General features: G+C 46.4%; 22 protein-coding genes. 13 read left to right on the top strand and 9 right to left on the bottom strand.

Annotated features, from left to right (window positions below; translation table 11 throughout):
- Positions 1-25: 25 nt before the first annotated feature.
- The 5 genes from bshB2 to Q9R23_RS09710 all read right to left on the bottom strand — a co-directional run bounded on the left by bshB2 (position 26) and on the right by Q9R23_RS09710 (position 3,688).
- A complete protein-coding gene (gene bshB2, locus Q9R23_RS09730; RefSeq protein ID WP_214856686.1) occupies positions 26-676 on the bottom strand; it encodes a bacillithiol biosynthesis deacetylase BshB2 in 651 nt (216 codons plus the stop codon).
- Complete coding sequence (locus Q9R23_RS09725) at positions 673-1,041, bottom strand: YojF family protein (RefSeq protein ID WP_035412012.1); 369 nt, start codon at positions 1,039-1,041, stop codon at positions 673-675. The genes bshB2 and Q9R23_RS09725 overlap by 4 nt, the downstream gene beginning before the upstream one ends.
- A gap of 61 nt (positions 1,042-1,102) precedes the next feature.
- Positions 1,103-1,918, bottom strand: a complete 816-nt coding sequence (gene pdxK, locus Q9R23_RS09720) for a pyridoxine/pyridoxal/pyridoxamine kinase (RefSeq protein ID WP_311246966.1) — start codon at positions 1,916-1,918, stop codon at positions 1,103-1,105.
- Between the two features lie 131 nt (positions 1,919-2,049).
- Entirely contained in the window at positions 2,050-3,054 is a 1,005-nt protein-coding gene (locus Q9R23_RS09715; RefSeq protein ID WP_035412015.1) for an inorganic phosphate transporter, read from the bottom strand.
- A 16-nt stretch (positions 3,055-3,070) separates the two neighbouring features.
- Positions 3,071-3,688 carry a DUF47 domain-containing protein gene (locus tag Q9R23_RS09710; RefSeq protein WP_035412018.1) on the bottom strand — a complete coding sequence of 206 codons (618 nt, stop codon included), beginning with the start codon at positions 3,686-3,688 and terminating at the stop codon, positions 3,071-3,073.
- 341 nt (positions 3,689-4,029) lie between these two features.
- On the opposite strand from Q9R23_RS09710, the gene cbpA reads away from it, so the two are divergent.
- From cbpA to Q9R23_RS09685, 5 genes are all read left to right on the top strand, one after another.
- Positions 4,030-4,668: a cyclic di-AMP binding protein CbpA gene (cbpA, locus tag Q9R23_RS09705; RefSeq protein WP_023469717.1), complete on the top strand. Its 639-nt coding sequence runs from the start codon at positions 4,030-4,032 to the stop codon at positions 4,666-4,668.
- A 59-nt stretch (positions 4,669-4,727) separates the two neighbouring features.
- Positions 4,728-5,498 (top strand): pyrroline-5-carboxylate reductase family protein, encoded by a 771-nt coding sequence (locus Q9R23_RS09700; protein ID WP_290755351.1) that lies wholly within the window; start codon positions 4,728-4,730, stop codon positions 5,496-5,498.
- A gap of 171 nt (positions 5,499-5,669) precedes the next feature.
- Positions 5,670-6,227 carry a TetR/AcrR family transcriptional regulator gene (locus Q9R23_RS09695; protein ID WP_290755353.1) on the top strand — a complete coding sequence of 186 codons (558 nt, stop codon included), beginning with the start codon at positions 5,670-5,672 and terminating at the stop codon, positions 6,225-6,227.
- A 14-nt stretch (positions 6,228-6,241) separates the two neighbouring features.
- Complete coding sequence (locus tag Q9R23_RS09690) at positions 6,242-9,439, top strand: efflux RND transporter permease subunit (protein ID WP_311246965.1); 3,198 nt, start codon at positions 6,242-6,244, stop codon at positions 9,437-9,439.
- A gap of 220 nt (positions 9,440-9,659) precedes the next feature.
- Positions 9,660-10,313 carry a C40 family peptidase gene (locus tag Q9R23_RS09685; protein WP_214856681.1) on the top strand — a complete coding sequence of 218 codons (654 nt, stop codon included), beginning with the start codon at positions 9,660-9,662 and terminating at the stop codon, positions 10,311-10,313.
- A gap of 54 nt (positions 10,314-10,367) precedes the next feature.
- Here Q9R23_RS09685 and Q9R23_RS09680 read toward each other — a convergent pair whose 3' ends face one another.
- Both Q9R23_RS09680 and Q9R23_RS09675 read right to left on the bottom strand, forming a co-directional pair.
- Complete coding sequence (locus tag Q9R23_RS09680; RefSeq protein ID WP_214856680.1) at positions 10,368-11,321, bottom strand: LacI family DNA-binding transcriptional regulator; 954 nt, start codon at positions 11,319-11,321, stop codon at positions 10,368-10,370.
- A gap of 14 nt (positions 11,322-11,335) precedes the next feature.
- Positions 11,336-11,596: a hypothetical protein gene (locus Q9R23_RS09675; RefSeq protein ID WP_035412036.1), complete on the bottom strand. Its 261-nt coding sequence runs from the start codon at positions 11,594-11,596 to the stop codon at positions 11,336-11,338.
- Positions 11,597-11,767: 171 nt separating this feature from the next.
- Between Q9R23_RS09675 and Q9R23_RS09670 the strand changes: the two genes are divergently transcribed.
- Both Q9R23_RS09670 and Q9R23_RS09665 read left to right on the top strand, forming a co-directional pair.
- On the top strand, positions 11,768-12,226 hold the full coding sequence (locus Q9R23_RS09670) for a MarR family winged helix-turn-helix transcriptional regulator (protein WP_029342913.1): 459 nt from the start codon (positions 11,768-11,770) through the stop codon (positions 12,224-12,226).
- A 146-nt stretch (positions 12,227-12,372) separates the two neighbouring features.
- On the top strand, positions 12,373-13,005 hold the full coding sequence (locus tag Q9R23_RS09665) for an NAD(P)H-dependent oxidoreductase (RefSeq protein WP_023469709.1): 633 nt from the start codon (positions 12,373-12,375) through the stop codon (positions 13,003-13,005).
- A 55-nt stretch (positions 13,006-13,060) separates the two neighbouring features.
- On the opposite strand, the gene Q9R23_RS09660 is transcribed toward Q9R23_RS09665, so the two are convergent.
- The gene (locus Q9R23_RS09660; protein WP_214856679.1) at positions 13,061-13,786 is read right to left on the bottom strand and encodes a WecB/TagA/CpsF family glycosyltransferase; all 726 of its coding nucleotides are present in this window, start codon (positions 13,784-13,786) and stop codon (positions 13,061-13,063) included.
- An 80-nt stretch (positions 13,787-13,866) separates the two neighbouring features.
- Between Q9R23_RS09660 and ung the strand changes: the two genes are divergently transcribed.
- Positions 13,867-14,526, top strand: coding sequence for a uracil-DNA glycosylase (gene ung / locus Q9R23_RS09655; protein WP_197026245.1), 660 nt, complete (start codon positions 13,867-13,869; stop codon positions 14,524-14,526).
- A 49-nt stretch (positions 14,527-14,575) separates the two neighbouring features.
- On the opposite strand, the gene Q9R23_RS09650 is transcribed toward ung, so the two are convergent.
- Positions 14,576-15,406 (bottom strand): Cof-type HAD-IIB family hydrolase, encoded by an 831-nt coding sequence (locus tag Q9R23_RS09650; RefSeq protein WP_290755363.1) that lies wholly within the window; start codon positions 15,404-15,406, stop codon positions 14,576-14,578.
- 178 nt (positions 15,407-15,584) lie between these two features.
- Here Q9R23_RS09650 and Q9R23_RS09645 point away from each other — a divergent pair, with 178 nt between their 5' ends.
- The 5 genes from Q9R23_RS09645 (at position 15,585) to Q9R23_RS09625 (ending at position 20,780) form a co-directional block, all read left to right on the top strand.
- Positions 15,585-16,790 (top strand): hypothetical protein, encoded by a 1,206-nt coding sequence (locus Q9R23_RS09645; RefSeq protein WP_311246964.1) that lies wholly within the window; start codon positions 15,585-15,587, stop codon positions 16,788-16,790.
- 20 nt (positions 16,791-16,810) lie between these two features.
- Entirely contained in the window at positions 16,811-17,503 is a 693-nt protein-coding gene (locus Q9R23_RS09640) for a response regulator transcription factor (protein ID WP_035412051.1), read from the top strand.
- Entirely contained in the window at positions 17,500-18,885 is a 1,386-nt protein-coding gene (locus Q9R23_RS09635) for a sensor histidine kinase (RefSeq protein WP_311246963.1), read from the top strand. Before Q9R23_RS09640 ends, Q9R23_RS09635 begins: the two co-directional genes overlap by 4 nt.
- A gap of 93 nt (positions 18,886-18,978) precedes the next feature.
- Entirely contained in the window at positions 18,979-19,356 is a 378-nt protein-coding gene (locus tag Q9R23_RS09630; RefSeq protein ID WP_056064860.1) for a DUF1499 domain-containing protein, read from the top strand.
- On the top strand, positions 19,353-20,780 hold the full coding sequence (locus tag Q9R23_RS09625; RefSeq protein ID WP_311246962.1) for a dihydrolipoyl dehydrogenase family protein: 1,428 nt from the start codon (positions 19,353-19,355) through the stop codon (positions 20,778-20,780). Before Q9R23_RS09630 ends, Q9R23_RS09625 begins: the two co-directional genes overlap by 4 nt.
- Positions 20,781-20,783: the final 3 nt, after the last annotated feature.

Raw genomic sequence — 20,783 nt, 5'->3', positions numbered from 1 at the left:
ACGATCGGCATCTCTTAATAGGAAATTACAGCGGATAGTGGTAATAGCGTTCTTTGACGAGCAGGTCACGGATGTTCGAGTCTTCCGAGATGACTTTCATCAAACCACCTGTTTGTGAAGCGTGTGCTTCGAGTGCCTTGATCTTTTGATCCGTATAGGCACTGACATCGTGAATGAATGTTCCTTCTCCAAGCTCTTCTTTCGTATTGTTCGCAAAAGCGACCGCAAGGAACTCAGGGCGATCGGCAGGATCCATCATCCGAAGGGCACGAACGACGGCGCGAGCTGTCGCTTCGTGATCGGGATGGACCGCGTAACCCGGATAAAATGAAATCAAGCGAGTCGGGCGCGTCTGTTGAATCAAGGTAAGGATACGGTCAGCAAGTGCCGCTTCATCCTCGAATTCAACGGTCTTATCGCGAAGTCCCCACATTTGGAGATCCGAAATCTTCATTTTTTCAGCTGCATCGATCAACTCACGTTTGCGAATCGTTGCGAGCTGTTCCCGGTTCGTAAAGACAGGGCGTCCCATGTTACGGCCCATCTCACCGAGCGTCAAACAAGCATATGTGACAGGACCACGATTTTCTGCGTGCTCGATGATCGTACCAGCAGAACTGAAGGCTTCGTCATCCGGGTGAGGGAAGACGACGAGTAAATGATCTTCGTGTGTCATGCGTCTACCTCCTCTGCACCTTGAGCAAATGGTGTCGGGCTAAGTTCAAAAGCAATCGCAAGACGTCCTTCGACATCGTGACCGGCAATCAACAATTGATCCCCAGCAAATTCGAAGTCAGTCAATCCTTCACCGTATAACCAGCCGTGGGCAAGTTTCAAACCGATCCGGTAAGGTCCGTTTCCTGTGATCAGACCACGTTCGTAAGTGATTTCCGCATTACGGAAAAACATCCCTGCGCTATGGAAAGTTGGATCTTGGTGCGTCGCATAGGCACCGTTCGTCGTCTCAACGTGTACGTATAACGGTGTATTCGCATGTTCGTCGATATAACGCTGTATTTCTTGTAAATCAATGGCTTGCATAAACTTTTCTCCTCTCCTATACAGAAAGAAGTCCGCGGATATCGCGGACTTCTTAAGCGGATCAAGACTTGACTGTACGATGTGCAGCGTGATCAGTTGGTCCGACGTATTCATTCAAACGGAATGAATGACGAATCGCGGAAGTGATGAAAGATTTTGCTGTACGGACAGCAGCTTCTACCGATGCACCTTTTGCGAGTTCGGCCGTGATTGCTGCAGAGTACGTACAGCCGGCACCGTGCGTGTACGGTGTCTCGATTCGTTCGTCCTCAATCAGGATAAACTCTTTTCCGTCATAAAGCACGTCAACTGCTTGTGGATGGTCAATCTTACTGCCACCTTTAACAAGAACGTATTGCGCACCTTTTTCATGAATCCGCGCTGCTGCAAGTTTCATTTCGTCTATCGTTGCTGGCTTTTTACCAAGACCCGATAATTGACCTGCTTCAAAGACGTTCGGTGTGACGACTGTCGCAAGTGGTGTCAAGACATCACGAAGTGCGTTCGCTGTATCAGGGTTTAGCACCTCATCCTCGCCTTTACAGACCATAACAGGATCGATGACGACGTTTTGGACGCCGGATGATTTGATTTTTTCGGCAACGGCTTCAATGATTTCGACAGTCGGGAGCATTCCCGTCTTCATCGCATCAACACCAATACCTCCAAGGACCGTGTGGATTTGTGTCCGGACGAGTTCTGTGTCGATTGGGTAAACCGCATGATGCCAAGAGTGATCAGGATCTTGAGCGACGATGACCGTCAAGGCATTCATTCCGTAGACGCCAAGTTCTTGGAACGTCTTTAAATCAGCTTGAATGCCAGCTCCACCACTCGTGTCGGAACCAGCAATCGTTAAGGCTTTACGTTTTGTCATGGGGCATTCCTCCTAAAGAAATAGACAATCCTTCTTGTTCTTCATCATAGCGAATTATGGGAAAAACAACAACTGTCGACGCTTCTAGCGTAGACAAAACCCCACCTATCTTGAATAGGCGGGGTGCGTACTTATTTAATGAATAAGAAGTCGAGAATATAGTAGATCATAGCAGCTAAAGCCATTGAAATCGGCAATGTGATGACCCATGTGATAAGCATGCGTTGCGCTGTTCCCCACTTGACACCTTTCTTACGGTGCGATGTACCTACACCTAAGATGGCAGATGAGATGACGTGTGTCGTCGAAACCGGAAGATGAATCGCCGTTGCACCAAAAATGATTGCTGCTGATGTTAAGTCAGCTGCTACACCATTGACTGGACGGATTTTCATGATTTGACCACCGACGGTTTTGATGATGCGCCATCCACCGACAGATGTTCCGAGACCCATTGCGATCGCACAGGAAAGTTTAACCCAAGTGGCAACTTCGTGATCCGTTTGGAAACCAGACGAAATCAAAGCGAGTGTGATGATCCCCATCGCTTTTTGCGCATCATTCGTACCGTGTGTGTACGATTGTAATGCAGCAGTTGCGATTTGGACGTGGCGGAAGCGACGATTCGTTTTCGCCAAATTTCCTTTTTTGAAGATGATTTTAAAGACTGCATATACGATGAAACCGAGTGTGAAGGCGAGTACTGGTGAAATCAGCAAAGCTTCAACGATTTTCAAGAACCCTTTTGCTTCGATGCCACCAAATCCAACAGAGGCAACAGCTGCACCAGCAATCGAACCAATCAGTGTATGCGACGAACTTGACGGAATACCAAAGTACCAAGTCAAAAGGTTCCAGGCAATGGCTGAAATCAAGGCAGCGATGACGACATAGCTCCCGTGTTCAAGTGTTGACGGGTCAACGATGTCACCAGAGATCGTTTTTGCGACTCCAGTGAATGTGATTGCACCTAGGAAGTTCATCGATGCAGCCAAAATGATGGCATGGCGTGGTTTCAAAGCGCGAGTCGATACAGCAGTCGCGATTGAGTTCGCTGTATCGTGGAAACCATTGATGAAGTCGAAGCTAAGTGCGAGAATCACGATTATGGCGGTGATGATAAACAGGCTATCCATCTCGTTAGCTCCTCACTTAAGCGTTTTTCATGATGATCGTTTCAATGACGTTAGCTGCGTCTTGGCAGTAGTCCGCGATTGATTCGAGCGATTCATAGATTTCTTTGTATTGAATGATTTTAATTGGATCTGTTTCTGTTGCGAACAATGCTTTGATTGATTTACGGCGTAAGTTGTCACAAATCGTCTCTTGTTCTTTGATTTTAATGACATGTTCACGCATCGGTTGCAATTTACGTGCAACAAGAAGATCCATTGACGTTGCGAGTTCTGAAACAGCGATGTTGATTTCATCAACGAACTTAATCATGTGCTCGTCTGCTTGAACGATATTGTAGATTTCGAAAATAGCGGAACATTCTTCAAAGCCATCTAAGACGTCATCGAGTGCGTTAGCGAGTGCGAGTAAGTCTTCGCGATCGATTGGCGTGATGAACGCGTTGTTCAAGTCGATGATCAACTGATGCATCAAATCGTCCCCAGCTGTTTCGAAGTCTTTTACTTTATGTGCAAATTCTTTTACATCCGCGATGCCGTTGATTTTAAAGTCAACGAAGAATTGCGAAGTCGTTTTTAAGTGTCCTGCGATTTCTGATAATTTAACTGCGAATGGATCTTGTTTTTTACTAAACATTTCTTCTGCCTCCATATTAAGAACAAGAATAGAATAGTGAAGCAACTTCACGAGTTCGATTGTAGCAGACGGTATTGTAAAAGAATACATTTATGAAGCGTCTTTACGAAATCTTAATAAATCTTAATGTGAAGGTGATTGTAGATTTAATAAATTATCTGACAATAGGAGATTACATGTTTACTTAATTGAAATAGGTTGGATTGCGTTGTGATTACAAGCGAATGTCTTGTGATTGTAAGAATAAAAGCGCATCAGAAGTGGGAAAAGAGGATATGGCGTATGAAAATCGAATGATATGATTAAGTCTGCGTAATTAGGTAAAAGAGGAGGATTTTATTATGCTCGTTCAAAGTTTATGTATCCCGAAGCACCAATGTGTCACGATTTCCGAAACAGCGACGATCCGTGAAGCGCTTGACACGCTTGAAAAAACCGGATACCGATGTGTCCCGGTCCTTGACCAATCAGGACAGGACTTCAAGGGGAACATCTATAAGATGCACATCTATCGGCATGGGATGAATGGTGGCAGCTTAGACGACAACGTCATGTCGCTGATTAAGAATACATCCAAATACATCTATACAGGAAGTAATTTCTTTGAAGTCTTCTTCTCAATCAAGGAATTACCGTATATCGCTGTCTTAAATGACGATGGTCATTTCTTCGGCATCCTACCGCACGGAAAAATGCTTGGAATGCTTGAAGAAGCGTGGAACCGTGACTCTGGGAGTTACGTCTTGACGGTAGCCCTAAGTGAACAAAAAGGGGCACTTGAGAAGATTTCGAAGATCGTTAACAAATATTCAACGGTGGCGAGTCTGATGACTCTCGATGCAAAGAGTAGTGTCATGCGTCGCGTATTAATTACGTTACCAACGGATTGTGACGAGAAGACGAAGAAAAAAATCGTGAAGAAACTTGACGACAAGGGTCTTCGTGTCGTCGCTGTTGAAGATTTAGCTGTTCGTGTATAATGGACCCGCATAAGACCAGTCATGACTGGTCTTTTTTTGAGGGAAAGGAAGGATAGACGATGAAACTATTAGTAGTAGGAGCAGGTGCGATGAGTGAGGCGCTCGTTCAAGGGTGGGTCGCTTCTGGATTTAAGCGTGAGGACATTACGATGACGAATCGCAGTGGTGGAGCACGCTTGACGGAAGTCGCGGCGCGACACGGCATTCAAACGGTCGAGCAAGAAGATGTCTCCTTATATGATGTCGTCATTCTTGGCATGCAACCCGATGGTGTACTTGCCTACGTAGCAAACCAACAATGGACGCATCAAACGATCGTTTCGATTGCGGCTCACATTACACCGGACGAAATCGAACGGTTAACAGAACGTCCGACAGTTGCTGTCATGCCGAATACACCCGTTGCCCATCGATTAGGAATGACTGGACTATGGTTCGGCTCACGCGTGAACGAAGAGATCCGAAGTGTAGTCGAGGCATTATTTGGACGTGTCGGAGAAATCGCGGAGGCAAATGAATCGACGATGCCAGCGTTCATGGCGGCAGCTGGATGTAGTCCAGCATTCTTCTATGAAATCGTAGCTGGTATGGTACCAGTTTTGACGGATGCCGGTTTTGAAGAGGGAAATGCACGTCGAATCGTTGCTCAAGCGATGAAAGGTTCAGCAGAGATTCTCATGCGTTCTAATGAGAGCACAGATCGTCTCATTGCTGACGTTGCAGCACCTGGTGGACCGACGGATCGTGGTGTCCAAGTGTTACGGGAGCGGCACCTGTTCGAAACGATGCAAGCGGCGCTACGAGAGAGTGCACGTGAAGCAAACGAATAATCCACTTCAGAACGCTTACGTATAATAAAATGCGTAAGCGTTTTTTTTCGTTCACGAAAGTTTCACGTGAAACATAAGCAAAGCGATTGCATCTCGAAATGAGAATCCGTACACTATAAAAAGAAACCGTCCAGACGGTACAGTAAAATAGATAGGAAAAGGGGGAGGCTTTTGGCTAGTGCAAAAGCGCAAGAGACTCGTCGTCGGATTCTTGAAGCAACGACGACGATTATTTTGCAACAAGGATTCACCCAATTGACGCTTGAAGAAGTAGCGAAACAAGCAAATGTCTCAAAAGGTGGACTATTGTATCATTTTGCTTCGAAGGAAGCATTATTAATGGGGGTCATCGAGGCGCAAGAAGCACGACAATTTGAACTATATGAACAGCATCTGTTGACGATGGGACCGATGGAAGCGTTCGTGACGTTGCAAATCCAGCAACAAGAGGAGTTCCATCTCGACATGGATGCGCTTCTTTACTTGTTGTCCTTATTAAAGGATCATGCGACGTTCGTCGAGGAACGAAAGCGACAAGCGGAGCAGTTCTTCCGCCAACTGACAGAACAGATGGATCCGGTTGAAGTGTTATCGATTCGCTTTATATTAGACGGTTTGAAATTGTCGGAGCATTTTCAGTTTGGCGCACCGTCTCCAGATGTGCGACAACGATTAATTCAGCAATTAATAGAACGTGCACGACGACTAGATAAACAAATTGAAGAGTGAGGGAGAATCATACGATGAAAAAGATCATCCAGTTTTCGGTGAACAATAAGTTTGCCCTCTGGCTCATGACGATCATCATCACGGTTGCCGGTATTTATGCGGGAACATCGATGAAGCTCGAGACATTGCCAGACATCACGACACCGACCGTGTCGGTGACGACGATTTATCCAGGTGCTACACCAGAACAAGTCCTAGATGAAGTCAGTCGAGAACTTGAAAGTAAGGTCGAAAATTTGTCAGGAGTCGATACTGTACGTTCGACGTCCTTCCAAAATGCATCGAACCTACAAATCGACTATAACTTCAGTACGAATATGGAAGAAGCCGAGCAAAAAGTAAAAGAAGCTCTTTCAAACGTAGAACTACCAGAAGGTGTTCAGGATCCACAAGTATCACGGATTTCCTTTGATGCATTTCCAGTCATCGGATTCGCTGTCTCAGACAAGGAACGATCCCTATCTGAATTGACGAAACTCGTTGAAAACGAACTTCAACCAAAGCTTGAAGGAATCGAAGGGGCGCAGACGGTTCAAGTCGCGGGTCAAGAGATTCGCCGGATCGAAATTCGCTTCGATGAGAAAAAACTCGAACGTTACGGTCTAACCGAAGAGAATGCGAAACAATTAATTCAAGCTAATGATTCCCGTTTAGCGCTTGGCTTGTACGAGTTGGGAGATAAGGAACAAGCAGTCGTATTAGATGGAAAAGCAACGACGGTCAAGGAATTAAAAGATCTTCGTCTTCCATATACGCCGCCAGTATCGAATACTCCTGAAGCAGGACAAGCAGGACAAGCAGGACAAGCAGGACAAGCAGGACAAGCAGGACAAGCTCCATCGTCAGCCCCTGCGGCATCCCAAACGACAACAGCGACAGGCGCAACGTCCAGTCAGGCAACACAGACGGCGCCAACGCAAGTACCAACTGTCACGTTGTCGCAAGTTGCGACGATTGAGGATAAAGGGATCGAGGAATCGATCTCGCGTTCGAATGGTGAACGATCGATTGGTGTTCAAGTAACAAAGTCGCAAGATGCGAATACAGTCGATGTCGTCAATGCAGTCAAGCAGACGATCAAAGACTTCGAAAAAGAAAACGGTTCGGTCAATGCATCTGTGACACTTGATCAAGGTAAACCAATTGAGGAATCCGTTTCGACGATGATCAGTAAAGCATTGATTGGTGCGTTATTTGCGATTGTCATCATCTTGCTGTTCTTACGAAACATTAAATCAACGATCATTGCTGTTATTTCGATTCCGTTATCCCTTCTGATGGCAATTCTTGTCTTGAAGCAAATGGATATTTCCTTGAACATCATGACACTCGGAGCGATGACGGTCGCGATTGGTCGAGTCGTTGATGATTCCATCGTCGTCATCGAAAATATTTATCGTCGTTTGACGGATCCGACGGAAAAGTTAAAAGGAAAAGAACTGATCATCAGTGCAACACGAGAGGTCTTCATTCCAATCGCTTCGTCGACAATCGTTACGATCGCGGTCTTCTTACCACTCGGATTCGTTACGGGATTCGTTGGTGAGCTGTTCTTACCATTCGCTTTGACAGTCGTCTTTGCACTGTTCGCGTCCTTGATCGTTGCGGTTACGGTCGTTCCGATGTTCGCGGATTCGCTCTTTAAGCGTGGTAAAGCACCAAAACCGGAAAAAGAAGAGGGCGGAAAGTTGGCGAATGGGTATCGCCGTATGCTGAATTGGTCTCTTAATCATAAACTCATCGTCTTTGGTCTTTCAGTCTTGCTTTTGATCGGTAGTTTTGCTCTTGTACCAACGATTGGTGTCAACTTCTTGAATCAAGAAGGAGAAAAGACACTCTACGTCACGTACAATCCAAAACCAGGTCAAACGTTGGATGATTCGTTAAAAGCAGCTGATCAAGCAGAAGATTATTTCAACAAACAAAAAAATATCGATAATCTTCAGTTTACCGTCGGTGGAGAAAATCCATTGAATCCAGGGAATACGAAACAAGGTGTCTTCATCGTCCAATACGATCCAGACACGGAAGATTTCGCAGATGTTAAACAGACAGCCATCAAACAGCTGAATGCTGACATTCCGACAGGAGAATGGAAAGAGCAAGACTTTAGTGGTGGCGCAGCTTCGTCAGGTGTCTCGTATTCGATCTTCGCGAATAATATTGAAGATTTAGAAAAAGTTACACCGAAATTCGTCGATGCGATCGAAGGCGAAACGAAATATGTTCGAAAAGTAACGACAGATTTAAAAGAAGCGTATACGCAATATACGTTCGAAGTCGATCAGCAAAAAGCGGCTGAGTTCGGTGTTTCAACAGCACAACTCGCACAAGGTATCGCGAATGTCCAAGGTGAGGAAAAACCACTTTCTACTATTAAGGTGGATGGGAAGGAACTCGATGTCATCGTTCCAAACGAACAAACGACATATGATTCGATACGAGACTTGGAAGAGACAGATGTCGTGACACCACTTGGTGTTCGTAAACTGTCCGATTTTGTTGAAGTGAAAAAAGGAACGACACCTGACTCACTCAACGAACGCGATGGAAAACTCGTTGCTACGGTGACAGCAGAACTAAAAACGGATAAAGCAACAGAGGCTTCTCAAGCGATTGAAAAGTCAGTTAAAAACATTGATCGTCCGACAGGCGTCTCGTATGAGCAAGGCGGAGTCACAGAGCAGATCCAAGAGTCGTTCACACAACTTGGTCTAGCAATGGCAGCAGCTGTAGCGATCGTCTATCTTGTCCTCGTCATTACGTTTGGAGGAGCATTGACACCACTCGTCATCTTGTTCTCACTTCCATTCGCAATCATCGGTGGACTGGTTGCACTTCTGATTACAGGCGAGACGATTTCTGTATCGTCCTTAATCGGTGCCTTGATGTTGATTGGGATCGTCGTGACAAATGCGATCGTCTTGATCGACCGTGTCATTCATAAAGAAGCAGAAGGTTTATCGACGCGTCAAGCACTACTCGATGCAGCAGGTACACGTTTACGTCCAATCTTGATGACAGCCCTTGCGACGATCGGTGCCCTTGCACCACTCGCGCTTGGACTCGAAGGCGGCGCATTAATTTCAAAAGGATTAGGCGTGACGGTCATCGGTGGACTTACAAGTTCGACATTGTTGACACTCCTTATCGTGCCGATCGTCTATGAATTCTTAGCACGTTTCCGTAAAAAGAAGTCAATTGATTCTTGAAAAAACGATTAAATCACTAAAACGGACAGATATGCAGAAATGGCGAGAATAAGCCATTCTGCATATCTGTTTTTTTGTTTTGTTACAAAAATATTACAATAAAGAATTCGCGTTAAATAACTGTAACATGATGAAAATCTGGAACATGATAGGATAAATACAGAAATTATCTGACAATTCAGACGTACAATACATTCATACATAAGAGGAGAATGAATCGATGAAAGCTGTCACTCGTGTTTTGTTAACCTTAACGTTACTTATCAGTAGTTGGACACTCGTCCCAGCATCAACGCAAGCTGCAACAAGTAAAAAAGTAGTAGTATCAGTGGATGTGTTGAATATTCGTGCAAAAGCTGCTGTATCGAGTAAACGAGTCGGGCAATTAAAACTTGGACAAGCTGTAACCGTCGTAGGTCAACTCAAAGAATGGTATCAAATCCGTCATCAGGGGAAATCAGCATACATCGCCTCTACATATACGAAAGCATATAACGCTAAAGCGACGAAAGGTCTTAGTAAAACAGGATCAACGATCGTTTCGGTAGCAGAAGGTCTTAAAGGACGTCCTTATGTTTTTGGTGCGACAGGTCCTGTTAGCTTTGATTGCTCAGGATTTACGCGTTACGTTTATCAAGCACTAGGAAAATCACTCCCACGTACGGCAGCGGCTCAATACTCAGCAACAAAACGTACGGCACCAGGCGCTGGTGATCTCGTCTTCTTTACACATGGAAGTGGGATTCAACACGTTGGAATCGCTGTCGATGGTGGTACGATGATCAATGCGAACTCGTATTATGGAAGAGTCGTCAAAGAATCGTTCCGTGGCGGTTACTGGGGATCACGGTATGTAGCAGCAGGGGCACTTTAAACGAAATGAAGCGGCGAATTCAAATCGGTGAACTCGTCGCTTTTTTATATGGATTCAGGTATAAGGAAGAACGGTCGTTCCAGCAATGAACGCCGAGGGCACTTCAATTTGTGGACGAGCAACGAGATCTTCGCGGACGGTCAATTGAAAAGCATGTTGTCCGATCGTAGCATATGGAATCGCGATCGTCGTCATCGCTAAGACTTCAGCGAGTTCACTTCCATCAAAGCCAATGACAGAGAGATCTCCCGGGACCTGATAGCCTTGTTTTCGTAGTTCCAAGATCAGACCTGCCGCCACGTGATCACTGGCAGTCAAGATGGCGGTCGGACGTTGTTTTTGTTGCATCCAGCGCCTTGCGACGGTCGCACCATCTTCGATCGTTAAGGTCTGTTCGTAGACGAACTCGTCACGTACGACCTCTTGATACGCATGTTTACGCGCCAAGCTATTTGTGCTGTCAGGTCGCCCAAGACAGATGCCGATACTTGTATGTCCTTGTTGACGAAGATGTGCAAGTCCCTGTTGAAAGGCCGTATAGTGATCGATATAGACAGCAGCGACGTCTTCGTGGTGTTCACAAAAGACAATCGGTCCATAACGTTCATACGATAAAATCGCTGATAACGGAAGGCTGTGCGACACGACGATGAGTGCGTCGATCTCCTGTTGCGCTAGCGCATCAAGAGCGAGTTGCTCATGCGTTTCCACATAATTCGTTTGCCACGTCAAGAAACGATAACTGGCGTCAAAGGCAGCTTGTGCGATGCCTTGGAGAATGGCGGCGTGATATGGATGATCAACGAATGGGAGCATGACACCGACCGTCTTCGTCATGCCCGTCGAAAGATGGACAGCGGTTTGATTACGGATATAGCCAAGTTTTACTATCGCTTCTCGGACAGCTTGTCGCTTCTCGTTAGCAACGTAAGGGTGATCATTTAGTACACGTGAGACTGTCGTGACGGACACGTTTGCTTCACGTGCCAAGTCTCGGATGTTCGTCATCGCGCATCCCTCCTTTAGGTCTGGCGAGATAATCGTTGTTCAAGTCGGCGCCAATCCTGTCGCGAGACGGGAGCCGAGAATGGAGATGTCTGTTCAGCCAATTCATTGATTTTTGAGAGCAGTCGTGTTTTTTCTTGAGGAGATAAATCAGGATATTGATCAACCAACGTGTGTTGACACAAATAATAGCCTGCTGGTGTGTGCAATTGTTCAATCGCCCATTCAAAAGCAACATTCCGCTTGAATAGCTGGGTTAACCGAGTATGGATCGACATGATGATTACCTCCTTTTTAGTGTATATCAAGACGATAGGCTATGAAACGCGTTTCACGGCAAGAACTATTTTTGAGCAACGGATTGATTGAGAAAATTCAGCAAGAATTGACCGAGTAGACAAAGAAGTCTATGATTGTGACGATACAACACAAAGAGGGGCGAACGTAAAATGGAATCGACAGACTCGAAGCTGGCATTAAAAATGCTCGTTGTTCTATCTCGGACGATGCATGCGGTGACGGAGCAAGTGAAGGCAGACATCAAAACACATCAGTTGAATTTATCGGAATTCGGAGTTCTTGAATTGCTTTACCACAAAGGGGATACGCCTTTACAACAGATTGGCGATAAAATTCTGTTAACGAGCGGCAGTGTGACGTATGTCGTCGATAAACTCGAAAAGCGTGGATTGATTGCGCGAAAATCATGTGCGACGGATCGTCGTGTCACGTTTGGAACTCTAACGGAAGCTGGACGCGAACTGATGGAAGAAACATTCCCGAAACACGAAGCTTTTTTAGCAGACTTGTTCAAGGATTTGTCGGTTTCTGAAAAGGAACAGTTGATTGATCAATTGAAACGAATCGGTTTACGAGCCGAACATTACACGCCGCTCGAAAATGTATAAGGATTAGCACTCATAAGATCAAGAAAGCTCGAGTCATAGACTTGAGCTTTTTTTTGTTCGTTTGGAAGTCAAACTAATTGACAAACGAAAAGGTGGTTGGTATGTTTAGTTACAGAATTTACTTTAAATAAAAGGGAGAAATAATAATGACTAAATTACTTTATGTAACTGTTAACCCGAAAGCTACAGAACACTCTTTCAGCCTTCAAGTCGGTGAAGCATTCCTCGAAAGCTACAAAGCAGCGAATCCTTCAGCTGAAGTAGAAGTTCTTGACCTATATAACGAAACAGTCCAAGAAATCGACACAGACGTGTTAAGCGCATGGGGCAAATTCGCAACAGGCGAAGAATTAACAGAAGTGGAGATCGCAAAAGTTGGTACGATGACAAAACATCTCGAACAATACATGGAAGCAGATGAGTATGTCTTCGTCACACCAATGTGGAACTTCTCTTTCCCAGCACGTCTCAAAATGTACATCGACAGCGTACTTCTTGCAGGTAAAACATTCGCTTACACTGCAGAAGGTCCTAAAGGTTTGATGGAAGGCAAAAAAGCACTCCACATCCAAGCGACAGGTGGCGTGTACACAGGATCTGGTCTTAACTTCGGTGATGACTACCTCCGTCAAGCACTTGCTTTCACTGGTGTAACAGACTACGATGCCCTCTTCATCGAAGGTATGGCGATGAACCCAGAAAAAGCAGAAGAAATCAAAGAAGCAGCAATCGCAAAAGCGAAAGAACTCGGTCGTTCATTCTCGACTGTCAACGCATAAGATAAGCGTAAAAAGGCTCCCGCCGTGTCGGGAGCCTTTTTGTATTTGTATTGAGTTAAGAGAGCGTTGATTTTTTGCGAAGCACAAGCGTCAGGAAGAGCAACAAATCTTTTAATTTCTCAAAGCCGCGGGGATGCGTCGAGATACGATAGAGCCACTCTAGCTTGAGGCGACGGAATAATTTTGGAGCACGCTTACTATGTCCGGACCAGACATCGAATGCACCACCGACACCGATGAAGATGCCGTGATCGACTTGATCATAAACAGAAGCGATCCATTCCTCCTGTTTTGGCGCACCGAGTGCGACGAGGATAAGATCAGCTTGTACTTCTGCGATCGCTCGCGTTGCTTCCTCTGTCTTTCCAAAACCGTGAAACGTACCGACGAAGCGGATGTTCGGAAAACGAATCGATAACTGATGGATCAACGATTTCATAACTTCCGGGCGTCCACCAAGCAAAAAGACACGCTTCTTCAGTGCATCTGCCGTCCGCAATAGTTCACGTGCCGTCTCGATCCCTGGCAATGTCGCAGTGAGGGGCGCTCCCATTCGTTTACTGGCAGCGGTCACACCAATACCATCTGGTGTGATAAACGTCGCCTGCCGCAAAATGGCTTCGTAAGAAGGTTCGCGCAATGCACGCAACACGAGCTCAGGATTCGCCGTGACAAGAAAGGCTTTTCCGCGGTCGTGTAAGATTGTTTTAATATGGGTATACCATTGCGAAGGTGTCGCATCGACGAATGGTAGTCCAAATAATTGTTTTGTCTGAATCATAGTTTCCCACCTCATCATCCATCATAGCAGAATCAAGACGTACGAACAGCGACTTGAGACTGAAAAAGGAGCGGATCCACGTGCATCCATCTTGGCAAACGGTGTTAAAAGAAGAAAAGGAAAAACCTTATTTTCAGGAGCTGTGGGCTTTTTTGAAGGAAGCCTATCAAACGACGACCGTCTATCCTCCGAAAGAGCGGATCTTTCATGCGTTTGATGCGGTCGCACCGGAAGACGTCCGGTGCGTCATTTTAGGACAAGATCCCTACCATGGTCCACGACAAGCGAACGGACTCAGCTTTTCTGTCCATGACGGAGTTCCGATCCCGCCGTCCCTTCGAAACATGTATAAGGAACTCGTCGCGGATATCGGTTGTCCGGCTCCGACATCCGGAAATCTCGAAGCTTGGTCACGACAAGGTGTCTTTTTACTGAATACGTCGCTCACGGTTGAAGAAGGAAAAGCGGGATCGCATGCTAAAAAAGGCTGGGCATCATTCACGGATCGGGTCATTGAAGTCCTAGGAACACAGACACAACCGATCGTGTTCATCCTATGGGGAAATCACGCGAAGAGTAAAAAGGTGCTGATTGATACGAATCGTCATCTTGTTCTCGAAGCCGTTCATCCAAGTCCCTTATCAGCGAGCCGAGGATTTTTCGGTAGCAAACCTTATTCGCAAACGAATGCTTGGCTGAAAGAGCAGGGAAGAGAGCCAATTGACTGGTGTTTATCGTAAATCAAAAGCGTGTGTTCCGTTGAATGCGGAACACACGCTTTTGATTTACTCAGTGACTTGAGATAGTCGGTTCTTCATCCATCATGAACTTTTCGACGACGAGGGCGACACCATCTTCATCATTCGAAGCGGTCATATACTGGGCTTTTTCTTTAACGGTATCGGCTGCATTCGCCATCGCGACGCCAAGACCTGCCCATTCGATCATCGATAGATCGTTGTTGCCGTCTCCACAAGCAATGACTTCTTCCTGAGCGATACCAAGCTTCTCAGACAGTAAGGCAAGGCTTGTGCCTTTTGTGACACCGTCTTCCGTGAATTCAAGGAAAAATGGCTTTGAGCGAGCAACCGCGAGTTCCCCTGCAAGCTCTTGTTGAAGCGTCTGCTCGACCCGCGCGAGGTGTGTCTCTTCTGCCATCATTAAACACTTGACGACAGGTGTTTGAATCGCTGTTTTAAAATCAGCGACGGGAATGACGTCCATACCAGTCAATTGTCCTTCGAGTGTCGTATACTCGTTCGGTTGTTCTGTCAGAATCTCATGTCCGACATACGTGTGAATGTAGACATCCTCCCGTTTACTTACATCATAAAGACGATGGACCGTCTCCGGAGAGAGGGTACTGAGGAAAAGTGATTCGTTCGTTTTGCAATCGATGATCGAAGCTCCGTTGAAGCTCAGGATGTAGCTTCCGTATCGTGCGAGTTCTAGTTCTTCTGCAAGATCAAGCATCGCATATGTCGGACGACCGCTTGCAAGAACGACTTTCTTCCCGCGACGTTGCGCAGCAAGTAAGGCTTCTTTCGTACGTGGTGAAATCGTATGATCACTTGTCAACAAGGTATCATCTAAATCGAGAACAATCATTTTGTACGTCATACATTCAAACCCCTTTCAATTATCTGTATATCGTAACAACTTGTGTCCCATTCGACAATATACTCTCCATTGAGAGAGTATGATAAAGTGGAAACAGAGCCCGTACGGAAAGGATTCCAACTTTATGAAATATCTCTTCATGATCATATCAAGTCTATTATTAGCAGGATGCAGTACGATGTTTCCGCATCCCGCCTCTCTACTCGAACATCCGTCCCTTCCGGCATGGGAGCAGTCGTTGAAAGAGCGGATTGACCGCGATTTGCCGAAACAGGCAGAAATCGTGGCGCCACGAAATCAAGCAGTATCCCGTCTATACGAACTCGTTGATTTAGATCGAAACGGTAAGGATGAGGCGATCACCTTCTACCGTAGTGAGCAGGATGGACGTTTCACGATTCATCTTCTCGTTCATGAACGACAAGGTGAAAAATGGCGACTTGTGACACGGCAGACAGTTGCTGATGGGCGAGCCATCGATCGACTCGAAGTCGTATCTGACGCGCAACATAAACAAAACCATTTAGTCATCGGGATTACCAGTCATGGTGAAAACACGTTATATATCATTGAACAGCTGTTGTCGAAGCAACGAGATGTCACGAAGGTGGATCGGTATGACCGCCTGTCGGTGAATGATTTGAATCAAGATCGCGAGCGAGATATGGTGCTTCTACAAAAGGGAAGTCCATCTCGTTTGATCTATTATAAGGATATCTTGTCGGAAAAGCGTCAAGAGACGACGCTAGCGACAAAAGATGGCGATTTATTCGCAGAACATGATTTATTTGAAGTCGATACGATCAATGCTGCGCGCAATAAAGGCTTGATTGTCTCTTATACACGTGATGCTAAGATGCACATCGCATTATTCCGTTTAGCGAACGATACGTTGGAACAAGTGCGCTTCGGTCAAGTCGATGAGATCGTTGAACCAATGTATACGTTTCCGAAGGATGTCGATCAAGACGGAATCGTCGAGTTCGGTCATCAATATACGCCGGGCGGTAGTGAAGGGCGTGAAGGTGAGCCGAAACCACGTATTACCGCGTACTACACATGGAATGGATCGGACAATCCGCCATTTCTTGAGAGTGGATTCGAACTACGGGAAGAGCAGTACATTGATCAGGAATACAATTTCGTTATGCGTTTCCCGGCCAATTGGGCGACACGGGAAACGATCGAAAAACGTGAAAATCGCGTTCGTTTCATCAATCGGGATACGAAGCAGGTTGATTTTGAATTAGAGATCATTCCAAAGAATCAATACATTGCTAGTGACCAAAAACGAAAAATTAAAGAGGGCATCGATTATGTCTATGTGATCGATGCGACGAAGGATTATGAAATGTTCGTCAATCGTGTCACACTCGTGGAATAAAGAATCAGGGGGAGAAAAGAATGACCAAAATACTAGTAGCCGAGGATGAACACGCGATTCGCAGTTTCATCGTCATCAATTTGAAACGGGCAGGCTATGACGTCATTGAAGCAGAAAACGGAAAAGAGGCACTCGCGCAATTTGATCAACAAACCTTTGATATTCTGTTACTGGATATCATGATGCCGGAAGTCGATGGTTTCGCTGTCTGTGAACAGGCGCGGGCGAAGGATGAAGTGGTCGGGATTATCATGCTGACGGCACGGACGCGAGAAGAAGATAAAGTCATGGGACTAAGCGTAGGGGCGGATGACTACATCGCGAAGCCGTTCAGTCCAGCAGAATTACTCGCACGTATCCAGTCGCTCCTGCGACGGGTAGAGACATTACGCCGCAGAAAACAGCCGCGTGAACTTGTTTCTGGACCGTTCCGAATTGATTTAGGAGCGAAGCGTGTTCAAAAAGACGGCATTGACGTCGAAGTGACGCCGACTGAATATGATTTACTTTGTCATTTCATTAAAAATGAGGATCAAGTCATGTCGCGAGATGAACTACTCGATGCGGTATGGGGCGAGAACTATTTCGGCGATCGAAAGACAGTCGATGTCAACATTCGCCGTCTTCGTCAAAAAATCGAAGAAAATCCAGCGGAACCGAAGTTCATCGAGACACTGTGGGGACATGGATACAAGTGGCGTAACGAAGAATGAAGCGCCAGATATTGATTCGATTCATGACGATCATCACGGTGACGGTCCTACTTGTCATCGGGATTCTCTCATTCGTGACCTATAACTATTATTACGTGACGGCGACGGATGTCTTGAAACGTCATGCGAATGCGAGTGCGGTGTTGTTTGCAAATAGTGGTCTCGCTTATGATTACACGGATTCAGAAGCGACGATTCATGATGTACTCGATTCTTATGCCTATCCAGATGCAGAAATCGAAGTGTTGGATGCGACAGGCATTCCGCGTTATTCCTCGACAGGGTTCATTTCGCAACGTAAATTGACGCGAGAGGCAGTCAATCAAGTAAGAGCGGGTCAAACCGTCACGAAACGATATGACGATGAGGCGACGGGAGAGCATTTGCTGGAAGTGACGGAACCTGTCGTGTCATTCGGTCAGACGACGGGAGCGCTCCGTTATACGACATCGCTTGAACGAATCGACCGACGTGTGATTGAAATTTGTTTAGCAATCGTCCTCTTGGGTACAGTAGTTTGGGGACTTGCCTTCATTTATTCCTCACGTCTGGTGTCTTCGATCGTTCGACCTATCCAAGAGGTCATCGGTGCGTCGGACCAAATCGCGAAACAACATTACGACGTTAAGGTGAACGAGGAGTATTCGTTCGAACTTGGAGAACTAGCACGGACGATCAATTATATGGGGCAACAGATCAAACAACAGGAAACATTGAAAGATGAATTCATTTCGGGTATCTCCCACGAGTTACGGACACCGTTGACATCGATCAAAGGCTGGAGTGAGACGTTACTCGTCGAACAGGATCAGTTGCCGGAAGAGGCGTCGCTTGGGATGGGCATCATTCATTCAGAGACGGAGCGTTTGATTTCGCTCGTTGAACAGTTACTCGATTTCTCAAAACTCGAGACGAGTCGTCTCGTCCTATACCGTCAGGAAGTCAACTTAACGGAAATCATCGAGACCGTCGCAGCGCAACTACGTCAAAAGCTGGAAGAGAAAAATGTTCAGATCGTGCAAAAGTTACCGGCGCAAGTCATTGGTCTATACGACGAAAACCGATTGAAACAAGTCTTCTTGAACCTGCTTGATAATGCAATCCGTTTTTCACCAATTGGAGGAGCGATTACGGTTCGACTCGTTCGTTCCGAGCGTGTGTTATTCCTTTCTTTCAGTGACGAAGGACCTGGTATTCCGAAAGAACACCTACGTCATGTCACGGAAAAGTTTTATCAAGTGCAAAAAGGAAAGGGCGGAACGGGACTCGGGCTATCGATTTGTCGAGAGCTTGTTGAAGCACATGAAGGCAAGCTATTCATCGACAATCAGCCAGAAGGCGGCGTCATCGCGACGATTCTGCTCCCTGTCACGAAAGCGTAAACACTCAGACAGGCAGAGTGAAACAGAAACTGGTAAAGTAAAGTGGATTATAGTACGAAATGGATCAGATGATAGGAAACGGAGGAATCAGTCATGGCACTTGGTGTTTCAAATGGTACGCTTCAACCGCTCTCCGGAAAACCGAATGCGGTATCTACTCAAACCGATCTACAGGATATGAAAATGCGTCCGCTCCCGTTCAAAGGAACGCTTGCGGATTCGAAGTTCCACCTCTTACGTATTCTACAAAGCCTCGACCGAGTCAAAATCGTTAAGGAGGAAGGAACATACATCCATGCCATCTTCACGAGTAAAGTCTTTCGCTTCAAGGATGACGTCGAATTTTACTTCGATGAAGCCGCACAAGTGATTCATTTCCGTTCGGCATCACGTGTCGGATACTCTGACTGGGGCGTCAACCGTAAACGGATGGAAGACATCACACGTCGGTATGAGGAGGGTTTGCGATGAAGACCTATCAATTAGTTGTCATCGGTGGTGGTGCAGCCGGAATGACGATTGCTGCCGGTGCAGCAAGTCTTGGTGCACATGTTGCCCTGATTGAACGTCATGCACATCTAGGTGGAGATTGTCTCCATTATGGTTGTGTTCCTTCAAAGGCTTTGATTGAAGCCGCACACGACGTGCACGTCATGAAGCGGACGGCTGAAAAATACAACGTGACGCTGAACGGAGACGCGGTCTATTCTAAAACGAAAGCAAGCGTTGATCGTGCGCGTAACATCATTCAATCCCATGATGGAACGAAACGATTTGAAGATCTTGGTGTCGATGTCTATATCGGAGAAGCGACATTCCTTAGTGCACATGAAGTCGAAGTAGCGGGACAGCTTGTCGTTGGTGAAAAGTTTGCGATCTCAACAGGATCCCAACCGATCATTCCACCGATTGATGGGCTAGATACGATCGATTATTTAACGAACGAGACGATCTTTGAATTAACAGAGCGTCCTGAGCGGCTGCTCGTTATTGGTGGTGGGGCGATCGGTCTTGAGCTGTCGCAAGCTTACGCGCACCTCGGAACGGAAGTCACAGTTATCGAGGGCATGAAGACGCTGCTCGGAAAAGAAGATCGTGATATGGTCGAAGTCATTCAACGTCAGCTCGAGCAAGAATTGACGTTGCATCTCGATACGAAGGTCACGCATGTCCGCAAGTCAGCTGGAGGCATCGAAGTGACGGTCGAAGCAAATGGGGAATCACGTGTCATCGAAACGGATGCCGTTCTTGTCGCGGTCGGTCGTAAGCCACGCATCGAGGCGTTACGTCTTGATCGGGCTGGTGTTCATGTCGAAAAAGGATTCGTTCAAGTCGACGGTTCGCTCCGGACAAGTCAGCGGCATATCTTTGCCGTCGGAGATACGATTGATTCCTTACCGTTTACGCACGTCGCAGGACTAGAAGGAAAAACCGTCGTCACAAATGCTTTGTTTGGTTTACGGACGAAACCTAATTATCGAGCGGTCCCGTGGGTAACATTCACAACGCCTGAATTGTTCCATCTCGGTTTGACAGAAGAAGAAGCACGTAAGAAACACGGTGACATCAAAGTCTACCAGACGGGTCTCGATGAAGTGGATCGTTTCGTCATCAATGGTCAGACGGAAGGGCGCGTCAAGCTCATCGCCGATAAACGCGGGAAATTGATCGGGGCACATGCGATCGGAGAACAAGCCGGCGAGTGGATGCAAGAAGTCGTCTATGCAATGGCACGTAAAGATAAGGTCGGTCAACTGTCACGTGTCGTGCATCCGTATCCGATTCGTGGTGCTGCCGTTCAGCGTGCTGCTGATGTCTACTGGCGTGAGCGTTTATTCGCTGGTCCGATCCCAAAATGGTTGAAACGTTATTTCGACTGGAAACAAGGAGAATGATTC

This window comes from Exiguobacterium sp. BRG2, assembly GCF_031844245.1.
Taxonomy (GTDB): Bacteria; Bacillota; Bacilli; order Exiguobacteriales; family Exiguobacteriaceae; genus Exiguobacterium_A.
The sequence above is the reverse complement of the archived record's forward strand: the minus strand, read 5'-3'. Positions and strand labels throughout refer to the sequence as shown.